Origin of the sequence: Exiguobacterium sp. Helios, assembly GCF_014524545.1 — a bacterium.
Classification (GTDB): Bacteria; Bacillota; Bacilli; order Exiguobacteriales; family Exiguobacteriaceae; genus Exiguobacterium_A.
In genome coordinates this window covers 2,068,652-2,083,137 of the sequence record NZ_CP053557.1, presented here as the reverse complement: position 1 = coordinate 2,083,137, position 14,486 = coordinate 2,068,652, and the positions used below count along the sequence as shown (strand labels likewise).

11 protein-coding genes are annotated in these 14,486 nt (G+C 46.5%); all 11 read left to right on the top strand.

Going from position 1 to position 14,486, the window contains the following annotated elements; translation table 11 throughout:
• Nucleotides 1–26 precede the first annotated feature (26 nt).
• On the top strand, nucleotides 27–1,490 hold the full coding sequence (locus HNY42_RS10940) for a UDP-N-acetylmuramoyl-L-alanyl-D-glutamate--2,6-diaminopimelate ligase (RefSeq protein WP_188004495.1): 1,464 nt from the start codon (nucleotides 27–29) through the stop codon (nucleotides 1,488–1,490).
• The gene (locus HNY42_RS10935; RefSeq protein WP_131502559.1) at nucleotides 1,487–2,746 is read left to right on the top strand and encodes a lipid II:glycine glycyltransferase FemX; all 1,260 of its coding nucleotides are present in this window, start codon (nucleotides 1,487–1,489) and stop codon (nucleotides 2,744–2,746) included. The genes HNY42_RS10940 and HNY42_RS10935 overlap by 4 nt, the downstream gene beginning before the upstream one ends.
• Nucleotides 2,746–3,408 (top strand): M15 family metallopeptidase, encoded by a 663-nt coding sequence (locus HNY42_RS10930; RefSeq protein ID WP_114595532.1) that lies wholly within the window; start codon nucleotides 2,746–2,748, stop codon nucleotides 3,406–3,408. The genes HNY42_RS10935 and HNY42_RS10930 overlap by 1 nt, the downstream gene beginning before the upstream one ends.
• 153 nt (nucleotides 3,409–3,561) lie before the next feature.
• On the top strand, nucleotides 3,562–5,226 hold the full coding sequence (locus HNY42_RS10925) for a ribonuclease J (protein ID WP_188004494.1): 1,665 nt from the start codon (nucleotides 3,562–3,564) through the stop codon (nucleotides 5,224–5,226).
• Between the two features lie 71 nt (nucleotides 5,227–5,297).
• Nucleotides 5,298–7,463 (top strand): DNA translocase FtsK, encoded by a 2,166-nt coding sequence (locus HNY42_RS10920; RefSeq protein WP_131502557.1) that lies wholly within the window; start codon nucleotides 5,298–5,300, stop codon nucleotides 7,461–7,463.
• 232 nt (nucleotides 7,464–7,695) lie between these two features.
• Nucleotides 7,696–8,715, top strand: coding sequence for a BMP family lipoprotein (locus HNY42_RS10915; RefSeq protein WP_131972528.1), 1,020 nt, complete (start codon nucleotides 7,696–7,698; stop codon nucleotides 8,713–8,715).
• A gap of 222 nt (nucleotides 8,716–8,937) precedes the next feature.
• The gene (locus tag HNY42_RS10910) at nucleotides 8,938–9,657 is read left to right on the top strand and encodes a GntR family transcriptional regulator (RefSeq protein ID WP_012370694.1); all 720 of its coding nucleotides are present in this window, start codon (nucleotides 8,938–8,940) and stop codon (nucleotides 9,655–9,657) included.
• A 128-nt stretch (nucleotides 9,658–9,785) separates the two neighbouring features.
• Nucleotides 9,786–10,859: a BMP family lipoprotein gene (locus tag HNY42_RS10905; RefSeq protein WP_131502555.1), complete on the top strand. Its 1,074-nt coding sequence runs from the start codon at nucleotides 9,786–9,788 to the stop codon at nucleotides 10,857–10,859.
• A 65-nt stretch (nucleotides 10,860–10,924) separates the two neighbouring features.
• Entirely contained in the window at nucleotides 10,925–12,454 is a 1,530-nt protein-coding gene (locus tag HNY42_RS10900) for an ABC transporter ATP-binding protein (RefSeq protein WP_114595537.1), read from the top strand.
• Entirely contained in the window at nucleotides 12,451–13,524 is a 1,074-nt protein-coding gene (locus HNY42_RS10895) for an ABC transporter permease (protein ID WP_131502554.1), read from the top strand. The genes HNY42_RS10900 and HNY42_RS10895 overlap by 4 nt, the downstream gene beginning before the upstream one ends.
• The gene (locus tag HNY42_RS10890) at nucleotides 13,524–14,483 is read left to right on the top strand and encodes an ABC transporter permease (protein WP_131502553.1); all 960 of its coding nucleotides are present in this window, start codon (nucleotides 13,524–13,526) and stop codon (nucleotides 14,481–14,483) included. The genes HNY42_RS10895 and HNY42_RS10890 overlap by 1 nt, the downstream gene beginning before the upstream one ends.
• The last annotated feature ends 3 nt before the right edge of the window (nucleotides 14,484–14,486 follow it).

Here is a 14,486-nt window from a genome sequence, read left to right as displayed (position 1 = left end):
AAGTTGTTGAGAAAGAAGGAATACCCTTGAATTTAGCTGAACTAATCGAAGTCATTCAGACTCAAAAAACGGAACGTATGGTAGAGGCAGTCGTGACGTCTTTAACAACCGATTCACGTGATGTGAAGCCAGGTACGTTATTTGTCGCCATTAAAGGTTATACAGTGGATGGACACGATTATGCCAAACAGGCCGAAGCACAGGGGGCTGTCGCCATCGTGTCAGAACGCTTGCTCGATGTGACGATTCCTGTCATTCTTGTCAGAAGTACGACCCGGGCGATGGCAGAACTTGCCGGTAAGTTTTATGATTATCCTTCTGAAAAGATGCGGATGATCGGAATCACCGGAACGAACGGAAAAACGACGACGACGACGATCGTCCGTGATGTCTTGGCCCAGTTGGGACGGAAAACGGGAATCATCGGTACCGTCGAAGTCAAAATTGGTGACCGGATCGTCCCGAGTCGTAATACGACACCTCAAAGTTCGGAACTGCAAGCCTTTTTCCATCAAATGCACCAAGAAGGCGTCGAAGACGTCATCATGGAAGTCTCTTCACACGGATTGGAGCTCGGACGGGTGACCGGAACAGATTTTGACGTGGCTGGATTTACGAACCTGACACACGATCATCTCGATTTCCATAAAACATTCGAGAATTATGCACGGGCAAAAGGATTGCTCTTTGCACAACTCGGGCAACGGCTATCCGATAAAAAAGTCGCAGTCTTGAATGCAGATGATGAGATCAGTCAGTTATTTGAGATGATGACGGGTGCCCGTGTCATGACATACGGGATTGATCAATCGGCCGACTTGATGGCTACAAATATTACACAAACGCTTCAGGAAACAACATTTACGATGGTTTATCAGGAACAATCGGTCGAACTGACTGTTCAATTCATCGGTCGATTCAACGTCTATAACTTACTGCTTGCCACAGGCATCCTTCTTTCAATCGGCTACAGTTTAACTGAGATTTCGAATGCGATCACTCAGATTCAGCCGGCAAAAGGTCGGATGCAACGTTTGCCGATTGACGGTTACAACATTTATGTGGACTATGCGCATACGCCGGATGGTATCGAACAATGTTTGAAAGCATTAGTTGATGTTCCAAAAGAAAATATCGTCTTTTTAATTGGAACAGGCGGAAATCGGGATGTGACCAAACGGCCGATGATGGGACAACTTGCCTCAACGTACGCGGGAACAGTCGTCATCACGACGGACGATCCCCGTTTTGAATCGTATGAGTCCATCACATCCGGAATCGCATCCGGGATGCTTCACGATCAATTCGTTGAAATCGGAGACCGGGAAGAAGCAGTCCGCTACGCAGCGAGTCTTGCTCGACCGGACAACATCGTTATTCTAGCAGGAAAAGGGCATGAAAAATATCAAATCATTGGGGATGAGAAGACACCCCTCGACGAAGAGGTACTCGTTAAAGAGATGATACGCCAATTGGAGGAAAAGAAGTGACTTATCAACAACTTGAAATTGAACAGGCGCAGTTTGAACAGTTTGTAAAAACCCACCCGAAAGGAGATCTTCTCCAGTTACCTGCTTGGGGATCCGTCAAGGCAGCAACTGGCTGGACGCATGAACGGATTGCGGTCGGAACGTCAACCGGTCAGCTGGTCGGGGTCGCATTGTTATTGTTTAAAAAAGTTCCGAAATTACCGTTTACGTTATGTTATGCTCCACGCGGATTTGTCGTTGATTATACAGATCAGTCAGCCGTTGCGGCATTACGGGATGCGGCGATTCGAGTCGCAAAAAAACGAAAAGCGATTACGATTAAACTCGATCCGAACGTCGACCGGACGGAATATCCAAACTTGCTTCAAGAAATGAAGGAACTCGGATTTAAGCACAACGGATTCGGAGGCGGATTTGATTATGCGCAACCGCGCTTTACGATGGAGACGAGTCTTGAAGGGTCGGAAAAAGAAATCTTTGACCGTTTCCATTCCAAGTTTCGTTATAATGTCCGTTTGGCTGAACGAAAAGGGATTGTTTGTTACGAAGCATCGCGGGAAGAGTTAAAAACATTTGCGAACCTGATGGTCGAAACAGGAGAACGTGATGGGTTTTCGATTCGCGGTCTCGATTACTTTGAAAATCTTTACGATCATCTTCGTCCGACTGGAGATGCGGCATTGTTTTTAACTAAACTGGATGTCGTTCGGGCGCTTGAAAATACGGAAGCAGCCTTATTACAAGCAGATAAGGAGTTAACGAAAATCCACCGTCAGCTGGAAAAAGAAACGGTCGAAAAAAAAATCAACAGTTTGAATAATCGACTCGAACAGACGACTGCTCAGATTGAAAAGGCAGAGAAATCGAAAACTGAACTGATGGCGATTGCGGCAAAACATCCAAACGGAGTGATTCTTTCAGGCGGTTTGTTGACGCTTGCCGGTCGCCGGTCGTATTACCTATACGGTGCCTCGTCAAACGAATACCGTGAATTCATGCCGAACCACTTGATGCAATGGACGATGATGCGTCATGCGAAAGCGCACGGAGCCATTTCATATGACTTTGGCGGTGTGAGTGGATCAACGGATCCGGACGATCATTATGCGGGTCTCTATGCCTTTAAGTCAGGTTGGGGCAGTGAAATGATTGAAAAAATCGGAGAGTTCGACTATGTCCTGAACAAGCCGTTATATCTGTTGCTTGAAACAGGATTGCCGATTCTTCAAAAAATTCGGAAGAAGTTACGCCGCTAATGAAACGGGGAACAATCTTCATCTGGATTTTGTTCCTGCTGGTCATGTTTGCCATCGGATCCTTTCTTGCCGCGTCTACTAATCGAATGCCAAGCATTTTGATGGATCAGCCGGAGTTAGGGCTGGAAAGTTGTCCACGAGACCGTGCCGGCGAGAACCGTCTCATTAACGACAGTGCCAATCAATTGAAGCAACTTCATCCGGCAGTCCGTACCGGTGCGGAGGATTTGATTCGTCTCAGTCATTCCTGCTACAACATTGATATCCGGATCACACAAGGATATCGGACAAAAAAACAGCAGGATGCACTGTATGAACAAGGCCGCTCACAAGCAGGAGACGTAGTAACCAACGCGCGCGGCGGAGAATCGATGCACAATTATGGTTTAGCGATTGACTTCGTTCAAATGATAGACGGAGATATTTCTTACGATTTAGAATACGACGGAAATCAATCAGGTAAAAGTGACTGGCGTGAGGTGGCTGCTGTCGGGAAAGCGCTTGGCTTTGAATGGGGCGGCGACTGGAAACGATTTGTCGATTATCCGCACTTCGAGATGACATTCGGTTATTCCTTGAACGAGCTTCAAGCAGGCGAGAAACCGAGCAGACAGGAAAAAGCAAACCGAACAGAGGAAATCGAGAAGCTGTTGAATCCGTAAAACGAACATCGTGTGGACCGAAAGAGTGGTCACACGATGTTTTTTTTCGTTTTCACCATCCCTGTTGTTGGCAGAATGGCAAAGTTCGGCTAGAATAGTGATAGTGATAAGTGGACGGCTCACGAAAAGTGAATATAAATAGGAGGTCATATCGTGTCAAAGAAAAAGACGGAAAAAGTAAGCGTCTTTGCTCTTGGTGGCGCCGGTGAAATCGGTAAGAACATGTACGTCGTCGAACTCGACGAGGACATCTTCGTAATCGATGCCGGGTTAATGTTCCCAGGAGATGAGATGCTTGGAATCGATAAAGTCATTCCAGACATTAGTTATTTAAAAGAAAACAAAGAGCGGATTCAAGGGATTTTCATTACTCATGGACATGAGGACCACATTGGTGCCCTCAGTTATGTCTTACGGGACTTAAAAGTACCGGTTTATGGAACACGTTTAACGCTTGGTTTGATTGAAATTAAATTAAAAGAAGCCGGTTTATTGAAAAAGGCAGATCTTCGTCCAATTGATGCCAAGACGAAATTAACCGTAGCAGGTCACTTCATTACGTTCTTCCGTGTTAATCACTCGATTCCGGATGCAGTCGGGGTATGTATCCAAACATCGCAAGGGGCGATTGTCCATACGGGAGACTTTAAATTTGACTACACACCAGTCGACGGCAAACAAGCTGATTTCGGGAAGATTGCCGCAATCGGTCAGCGCGGTGTCCTCTGTCTGTTATCTGATTCGACGAATGCCGAACGTCCTGGTATGTCCGGCTCAGAATCAACGGTCGGTTCGGAACTGAACGATGTCATCTATGAGGCACCAGGTCGCGTCATCGTAGCTTCCTTCGCATCAAACGTTCACCGTCTGCAACAGGTCTTTGCAGCGGCAGAAGCCAACAACCGGAAAGTTGCGGTTGTCGGTCGCAGCATGGTCAATATCGTGGAGGTCGCTCAACGTTTGAACTACTTGCGCTTTAAACACAAAACGTTGGTCGAACTGTCGGAAATCAATCGACTTGATGATAATCAAGTTGTGATTTTAACGACGGGGTCGCAAGGTGAACCGATGGCAGCTCTCACACGCATGGCACGGAACGCGCATAAGCAGGTCAACATCCGCTTAAACGATACCGTTGTCGTTGCAGCGTCACCGATTCCCGGAAACGAGAAATCCGTTTCGAAAACAATTGATCTCTTGTTCCGCGCCGGTGCGAACGTCATCTACAATCAGCGGAAGGTTCATGTATCCGGTCACGGACACGCAGAAGACTTGAAGTTGATGCTGAACTTGATTAAACCGAAATTCTTCGTTCCAATCCACGGGGAGTTCCGGATGCAAAAGGCACACAGCCGTTTAGCACAAACGGTTGGTGTCAATGCGAACAACATCTTCATCATCGAAAACGGGGATGTCGTCGAGTTTGAAAAACGGAAAGCCCGGATGTCACGTAAAGTGAACGCCGGAAACGTCCTGATTGACGGAATTGGTGTCGGGGATGTCGGAAACATCGTCTTACGTGATCGTCGCCTGTTGTCACAAGACGGTGTTGTCCTCTGTGTGATTACCATCAGCCGAAAAAATAAAACGATTGTCTCCGGGCCAGAAATCATTTCCCGCGGATTCGTTTATATGCGCGAATCCGAAGATATGATCAATGAAGCCAACCGTATCGTTGCCAAGCAACTGCAAGGTAAATTGACTGGTGAGCTCGACTGGACAGAAATGAAATCATTGATTCGTGACAAGTTAAGTTCATACTTGTATGAACAGACGAAACGTCGTCCGATGATTTTACCGATCATCATGGAAATTTAACAAAAGGAGCGACTCAGGGAGGCCGATGGATGGTCAGCTGAGTCGTTTTTTTATCAGGAGGTCAGAGAAAGATGGCGACAACAAAAAAAGGACCGGTCCGGAAAACACCGCCACGAAAGCGCATCCCGGCGAAAAAACGGCCACCCGCGAAAAAACAGCGTCAACCGATCCAATACCGTACATATGCAGCAATCATCGCGGTTCTTTCATTGCTGGCGTACGTTTTAGCACTTGGACAGTTTGGACGTGTCGGTGAAGTACTGGCGCAATTCGCAACAGATCAGGTGGGACAGTTTGGTTCCCTTCTGTACGGTTTGATTGGCGGAATGTTGTTACTGATCTTATCAAACCAAGAACGGGTAGCCAAATGGGCCTGGTCTTCCTTAATTTTAGGTGGCTTAATCTGGATTGATTTGCTACTTGGTCAACCGCGTGGGGCCATGAATGCATGGCTGTATCAAGGTTCCTCTTATTATATCTCCAGTTTTGGGGCATTTATGATCGGTTTATTTCTGATGGTGACAGGAATTCATCTGCTTCAGCCGACATTTTTCAGTGAACTGGCGTTCGGGATCAAGGAACGAATTCAGGAATTCCGGCAACGCGAGCGACAGACAGTAGCAAAAGAACGTCCTCAGAAAAAGAAACCAACCCAGTCAGAAGCGCTAGAACAACCGGTTGCTAAAAAGAAAACATTGAAAAAACAAGCCGTCGAAGAACTCGTCCCGGAAGAAGCACCGGTCAATCTTCAAGATGTACCAATCATCGGATTTGCGGATCATGTCGAACCACAAGCGAAAGACCCACAAGGACCGCTGACGATGACGGAGACACCGGACGGGTATCAATTGCCGTCGCTTGATTTACTGTCAGAACCCGTCACAAAAGACTTATCAGGGGAAAACAAGCGCTTAAAAGACAATGCGACGAAACTGATTGCTACGTTAAAGTCGTTTGGAATTGGAGCAAAAGTCTTAAAAATCCATCTTGGGCCAAGTGTGACGAAATATGAGATTGAACCGGATCAAGGTATCAAGCTGAGTCGAATCACCGGACTGGCCGATGATTTGGCACTTGCGCTCGCAGCAAAAGATATCCGGATTGAAGCACCGATTCCCGGAAAAGCTGCCGTCGGAATCGAAGTGCCGAACCGGGAAGTCGCGATGGTCTCTTTACGAGAGGTCTTAGGGGCGGAGAGCGTTCAAGCAGACCCGGATCGCTTACTTGTTGCGCTTGGTCGAAGCATCTCCGGTGAGACGGTCACAGCGAAGCTGAATAAGATGCCGCATGTCTTAGTCGCCGGTTCAACCGGCTCCGGGAAATCTGTTTGTATCAACGGAATGATTGTTTCGATTTTAATGCGGGCCCGGCCAGATGAAGTCCGGCTGATGATGATTGATCCGAAGATGGTCGAACTGAATGTCTATAACGGAATTCCCCATCTGCTCGCACCTGTCGTGACAGATCCGAAGAAAGCGGCACAGGCTTTAAAACAGGTCGTTTCGGAAATGGAACGGCGGTATGAAATCTTCAGTCAGAACGGGGCGCGGAATATCGAAGGCTACAATGCCTTGATCGATAAGATGAACGCAGAGGAAAAAGTCCATCAACGCCTGCCGTACATCGTCGTTATCGTTGATGAGTTAGCCGATTTGATGATGGTTGCCTCAAATGAAGTCGAAGATGCCATCATGCGGCTCGCTCAGATGGCGCGGGCAGCCGGGATCCACATGGTCATCGCGACACAACGGCCAAGTGTCGACATCATTACCGGCGTCATCAAGGCCAACATCCCGTCCCGGATTGCTTTCAGCGTTTCCAGTGGGACGGATTCCCGGACGATTCTTGATACAAGTGGGGCAGACAAGTTGCTCGGACGAGGGGACATGTTATTGCTCGGGAACGGAATGAATAAACCGGTTCGCGTCCAGGGAGCATTCCTGTCAGATGAAGAAGTCGAAACAATCGTCAATCATGTCATTTCCCAACAAAAGGCACAATATGTCGAGGCTATGATTCCTAAAGATATTCCAGAAGGGGAGACGGAAGTCGACGATCCGTTATACGATGAAGTCGTTCAGTTCATCTTGACACAGGAGACAGCATCCACCTCGATGATTCAACGAAAATATCGGATCGGCTACAACCGGGCCGCCCGACTGATTGATGCGTTAGAAGAAAATGGTTTGATTGGTCCGTCTGAAGGATCAAAACCGCGTCGTGTCATGGGGCATTAACAGTTGAAAGAGGAGAGAGCCACCTGAGGCTTTGTCCTCTTTTTTTAGGTGAAAATCAAAAAATGAAAACTTAAACCGTTTTCATCAAAATAGTTGTCAGACGTCTGTTGATTTTGTGCGGGATATTTGTCATACTCAGTCATATGAGTTGGCGTACCCGATAAAGGTACGTGAGCGACTTTTTCACAAATAGATAATGAAAGCGCTCACATTACAGGAAGAGGAGTTGGCGATGATGAAAAAGCAGTATGCATTCGTATCAATGATGACCATTGCGACAGTCGGATTAGCAGCATGTGGAGGTTCGGCGGACAACAATTCAAGTAAAAAGGAACAGTTTTCTGTAGCGATGGTTGCCGATAAAGGCGGAATCGATGACAAGTCATTTAACCAGTCGGCATGGGAAGGCCTTCAAGCGTACGGAAAAGAAAATCAGCTTAAGCAAAATGAAGGCTACTCCTATCTTCAGTCTAAGTCCCAACAAGACTACCAACCGAACTTGTCTCGACTCGCACGAGGCGGGGAAGATTTAGTATTCGGAATCGGGAATACGTTTAACGAAGACATCGAGACTGTAGCGAAACAATTTAAAGATACTCAATTTGCCATCGTCGACAATGTCGTACCGGGTAAAAATGTGACATCAATTACGTTCAAAGAGAACGAAGGCGCTTATCTTGCGGGAATTGTAGCGGCCATGCAGACAAAAACGGACCACATCGGATTTGTCGGCGGCATGAAGATGGATGTCATTGAGCGATTCCGTGCCGGATTCGAAGCAGGGGCAAAATCCGTTAATCCAAAAATCAAAGTTGACGTCCAATACGCTGAGGATTTTGCAGCACCGGAAAAAGGACAAGCAATCGCAGCCGGAATGTACGGAAAAGGCGCGGATATTATTTTCCCGGCTGCCGGCGGAACAGGAAACGGTGTCTTCACAGAAGCGAAAAACCGTAAGAAGAACGGCGAAGATGTTTCAGTCATCGGAGTAGACCGGGATCAAAAAGAAGAAGGTATGCCGGAAGACGTGACGTTGACATCGGTCATCAAGCGAGTAGATCGTGCGGTTCAAGATACAGCCAATGCGGCGAAAGACGGAAAACTAACGGGTGGGAAAACGATTCGTTACGGTTTAAAAGAACAAGGTGTCGATTTAGTAGAGTCAGACAAGCTGTCAAAAGAGACATTGAAAAAAGTCGAACAAGCCAAAAAAGCTGTTGTTGAAGGAAAAACAGTTGTCCCTGAACAATAAGCGACAGGTGGAAAAGGGGTATTCTTAGGTAGAATGCCCTATTTTCTTCCAATCTTATTTACGTTATGAAAAGGGTTACAAAAGCGCCAGAAGTCAGACTTCTAACCTGTTACAAAATGATTGCAGGATTGAGTCCGGCATCATATACTTATCTTGGCTGGAGTTCTCATACGTCAGAAGTCTGAGCACTGGTTACAACTAGATAGAGGATGGAGATGCGTCATGTCGATTAAATTAGATCATCGTTTGCTTTATTTACGTGTGATTGAAAAAATCAAGTCTGACATCGATGACGGCGTTTACAAGGAAGGCGAAAAGTTACCTTCAGAGTTTGAACTTTCAAAGCAACTTGGCGTTAGTCGAGCGACTCTTCGAGAGGCTTTACGAATTCTTGAAGATGAGAACATTGTCATCCGTAAACACGGTGTCGGTACGTTTATCAATGCAAGACCACCGTTTACTTCAGGGATTGAGGAGCTTTACAGTGTCACGGAGATGATTGCGCGTGCAGGTATGATTCCGACCTCAGAAGTTCTGTCATCAGAAATGGTACAACCAACTGAACGTGATCGAGAACGTTTTCAGTTAGGACCGGATGAACTGGTTTATCGAATCGAACGAATCCGACTTGCGGGAGATGTTCCTGTCGTCTATTGTGTCGATAAGATTCCAAGCCATTATATTAAAAATGAAGAACAGTTTACGTCTTCGACGTCACTGTTTGACGCTCTAGAAAAAGAATTAGGACGCCGTGTCACTCATGCGGTCACGCACATCGAACCGCGGATTGATCCAAAGATCGCTGAACAATTACATACGGACCAACCGTTACTCGTACTGCGGCAAACGCATTATGATGAGCTTGACCGATCCGTTCTTTATTCAGCGAACTATTTCCGTGCGGACAAGTTTGATTTCCATGTCATCCGTAAGCGTGTCTAACCACTCGTTTTAGGGGTTCCACTGAAAGCGCTTTCCACCTACCTACGTAACGCTCCTCATCACCAGCCTCAGGTGCTTGACGTAGTCAGGAACTTTGTATGACCATATTCGAAAGGGGATTATTTCAGATGAAAAAGAAGTCACTTCTCGCATTAGCAGCAACAGGTTTAGCAATGAGTTCGGTACTCGCAGCATGTGGTGGTAACGATGATTCGAAAGATTCAAGCGGCGGAGACGAAAAAGCAGGCTTCAAAGTAGGTATGGTTACAGATACGGGCGGTGTTGACGATAAGTCGTTCAACCAATCAGCGTGGGAAGGGATTCAGAAATTCGGTAAAGACAACGACTTAAAAGAAGGTACAGGATACAAGTACCTCCAGTCAGCGAAACAATCGGATTACCAACCGAACCTTCAGCAATTGGCTCGTGCGAAATATGACTTGATTCTCGGTATCGGATTCTTAATGGCAGAAGATATCGGTAAAGTTGCCGATCAGTTTAAAGACAACAACTTTGCACTCGTCGACATGGTCGTTGATAAGCCAAACGTAGCTTCAATCGTCTTCAAAGAAAACGAAGGATCATTCCTCGTTGGTGTTGTTGCCGGTTTGACAACGAAATCAGACAAAGTTGGTTTCGTCGGTGGTGTTAACTCTGACTTGATCAAAAAGTTCGAAAGTGGATTTAAAGCTGGAGTTAAAGCCGTCAACCCGAAAGCAGACATCCAAGTTCAATATGCAGAAGACTTTAACGCTGCTGAAAAAGGACAAGCAATTGCTTCAGGTATGTACGGTAAAAAAGTCGACGTCATCTATCATGCTGCTGGTGGAACAGGACAAGGTGTCTTCACAGAAGCGAAAAACCGTAAGAAAAACGGCGAAGATGTTTGGGTAATCGGTGTCGACCGTGACCAAGTTGAAGAAGGTATGCCAGAAAACGTTACATTGACGTCAATGGTCAAACGTGTAGATACAGCAGTTGAACAAGTAGCAAAAGATACGAAAGACGGTAACTTCCCAGCTGGTAAAGTCGTTGAGTTCGGTCTCAAAGACGGCGGAGTTGATATCGCACCATCACAAGACAATGTAGCGAAAGACGTCTTGACGAAAGTGGAAGACTTCAAAAAACAAATCATCGCTGGCGACATCAAAGTTCCAGCTACTGACGACGAGTACAAAGAATACGAAGCGTCACTGAAATAAACTGGAAGCGGGGGTCGCTAGTACTGCGGCCTCCCCTTTTAAACTAAACATGGGAGTGGATTTTCTTGGAATACGTCATTGAAATGCTAAACATACGAAAAGAGTTTGGCAGTTTCGTCGCAAATGATAACATCACGCTCCAGCTTCGGAAAGGTGAGATTCACGCTTTACTTGGTGAAAACGGTGCCGGAAAATCGACGCTGATGAACGTCTTATTTGGTTTGTATCAGCCTGAGGCTGGAGAGATTCGTGTACGTGGTGAGAAAGTCAATATTACGAGTCCGAACGTTGCGAATGATCTGGGGATCGGGATGGTACACCAACATTTCATGCTCGTTCAAAATTTCACAGTAACAGAAAACATCATCTTGGGTGCAGAACCGAAAGCCGGTCTGAAAATCGACCGAGCAGCGGCACGTGAAAAAGTCCGCCAAATTTCGGAACAATACGGTCTTGCCGTTGATCCAGATGCAAAAATCGAAGATATTTCGGTAGGGATGCAACAGCGTGTTGAAATTTTAAAAACACTGTACCGTGGCGCAGATATTCTAATCTTCGATGAGCCATCTGCTGTTTTAACCCCACAAGAAATCAAAGAATTGATTCAAATCATGAATCGATTGATTGCTGAAGGGAAATCGATTATCTTGATTACCCACAAATTGAAGGAAATCATGGAAGTCGCCGATCGCTGTACGACAATTCGTCGTGGTAAGTATATCGGAACAGTTGATATCGATGAAACAATGACCCAATCAAGACTGGCTGAGATGATGGTAGGGCGGGAAGTAAACTTCAATGCGGAGTATTCCAAGGCAACTCCACAAGAACTTGTACTGGACATCAAAGATTTAGTTGTCAAAGACAGTCGCGGTATCAAGGCAGTAGACGGATTGAACCTCGATATCCGGGCCGGTGAAATCGTCGGAATCGCTGGAATCGATGGGAATGGACAAACGGAGTTGATTGAAGCTATTACCGGTTTGCGTAAAGCAGACAGCGGTGAGATTTTCCTCAATAACAAATCCATCAAGAACTTAAAACCACGAAAAGTGACGGAATCCGGTGTCGGACATATTCCGCAAGACCGTCATAAACACGGTTTGGTCCTCGACTACTCGATCGGGCACAATATGGTGTTACAAACGTATTATCAAAAACCGTATTCAAAAGCAGGCATCATGAACTACGGTCAGGTCATGGAAAAAGCAAAAACCTTAATCGAGAAGTTCGACGTCCGAACTCCAAGTCCGGAAACATTTGCGCGCGCCCTGTCAGGCGGAAACCAACAAAAGGCGATTATCGCCCGTGAAGTAGATCGTTCCCCTGACTTACTGATTGCGGCACAACCAACACGTGGACTAGATGTCGGAGCCATTGAATTCATCCATGAACAATTGGTTCTCGAACGAGAAAAAGGCCGTGCTGTTCTATTGATTTCATTTGAATTGGAAGAAATTCTACAAGTGTCGGACCGGATTGCGGTTCTTTATGAAGGACGTACCGTTGCTTTCCTTGATCCGAAAGAAACAAACGAAATCGAACTTGGCTTCTTGATGGCCGGCGGTAAGAAAGAGGAGGTCGGTCGTTCATGAAACTAGAACGTTTTTACGGAATATTGATTCCGATTCTGTCCATCATTTTAGGAATGGTCGTCGGTGCAATCGTTATGCTGGCTGGCGGTTACAATCCGGTTGATGGATTTGATCAATTGTTTTACGGAATATTCGGAGAGCCTTACAGCATCGGTGAAACATTACGAGCTGCTGCTCCGTTGATTTTTGCGGGTCTTGCTGTTGCCTTTGCTTTCCGGACAGGACTCTTTAACATCGGAGTGGAAGGACAAGTGTTGGTCGGCTGGATGGTTGCCGTCTGGATCGGGATTGAGTTTGACCTCCCGACAGCGATTCACTTGCCGCTCGCTTTGATTGGTGCGGGACTTGCTGGAGCGCTTTGGGCATCCGTCCCGGGTATCTTAAAAGCAAAATTCCACGTGCACGAAGTTATCACGTCGATCATGATGAACTATATCGCCCTCTATGTGACGAATGATATTTTACGTCACGTCATCGGGATTGAAAACGAACGGACGGAGTCAGTAAAGGAATCCGCTTCACTTGCTTCACCATTCCTGCAGGAATTGACGGATTTCTCACGTCTGCATAACGGGATTTTCATTGCTGTTCTCGCAGCACTCGTCTTTTGGTTCATCCTTTGGAAAACGACGCTCGGTTATGAATTACGGGCAGTTGGTTTCAATAAGAGTGCAGCAGAATATGCCGGTATGGGTGTCAACAAGAACATTGTTCTTTCATTCGTCATCTCGGGTATATTTGCAGGACTCGCCGGAGCGATGGAAGGGTTAGGAACATTCCAAAACATGACGCTGAATGCTTCATTCACAGGTGTCGGATTCGACGGGATTGCCGTTGCCTTACTAGGTGCCAACAATCCGATTGGGGTTGTACTTGCCGCCTTACTGTTTGCGGGTCTGAACATCGGTGGTCTTTCGATGCAACAAATCGGAATCCCGCCAGAATTAATTAAAATCATCATCGCATTTATCATCATCTTCGTCGCATCGGGTTATGCGATCCGTCTTTTGATCGAGAAGTTCACGGTCAAGAAACCCGAAGATAAAAAAGTGAAAGGAGCCGATAAATAATGGGCTTTTTAGAAGTACTGTATATTATCGTACCGATCGCACTTGCCTATTCGGCTCCGTTGATCATTGCAGCACTCGGTGGAATCTTCAGTGAGCGTTCTGGTGTTGTCAACATCGCACTTGAAGGATTGATGGTCATGGGGGCATTCTCAGGTATCGTTTCGGCCTTAACGTTATCGAAGATGGGGTTAGGCGCTGCCAGTCCTTGGATTGCCATGCTGATTGCCATCGTTGTCGGAGCCATATTCTCGTTGTTCCTCGCAATTCCGGCCATTTTATTCCGTGCCGATCAGACGGTTCTCGGAGTAGCGATTAATATGTTAGCTGTCGGTTTGGCGATTTTCCTTGTTCGTGCGTTTTATGGAAAAGGACAGACGGATTCGATTCCGAACCGGATTTCGAAAGAAAACGTTCCGTTTTTATCGGATATCCCGGTACTCAAGATGTTTTTTGCTAACGTCTATTACACGTCGTACATTGCGATTGCTTTGGCATTCGTTGCGTGGTACGTCATCTTCAAAACACCATTCGGTCTCCGTCTTCGTTCGGTCGGGGAACATCCCATGGCGGCAGATACGATGGGAATCAATGTCACGAAAATGCGTTTCATCGGTGTCATGATTTCAGGTGGTTTTGGTGGTCTTGCCGGCGCTGTTTACGCGACATCGATTTCACTCAACTTCAGTGTAACAACAATTCTTGGACAAGGATTCCTTGCGATTGCAGCCATGATTTTCGGAAAATGGAATCCACTCGGAGCGATGGGCGCAGCCTTATTCTTCGGATTCGCTCAAGCGATTTCGATCATTGGACAACAGTTACCGCTTTTGGATCAAATTCCACAAGTCTACTTGTTGATTGCACCATACTTGCTGACGATTTTGGCACTTGCCGGTGTCGTTGGACGGGCGGATGCACCGAAAGCTGTCGGTGTACCGTATATCAAAGGAAAACGGTAACGT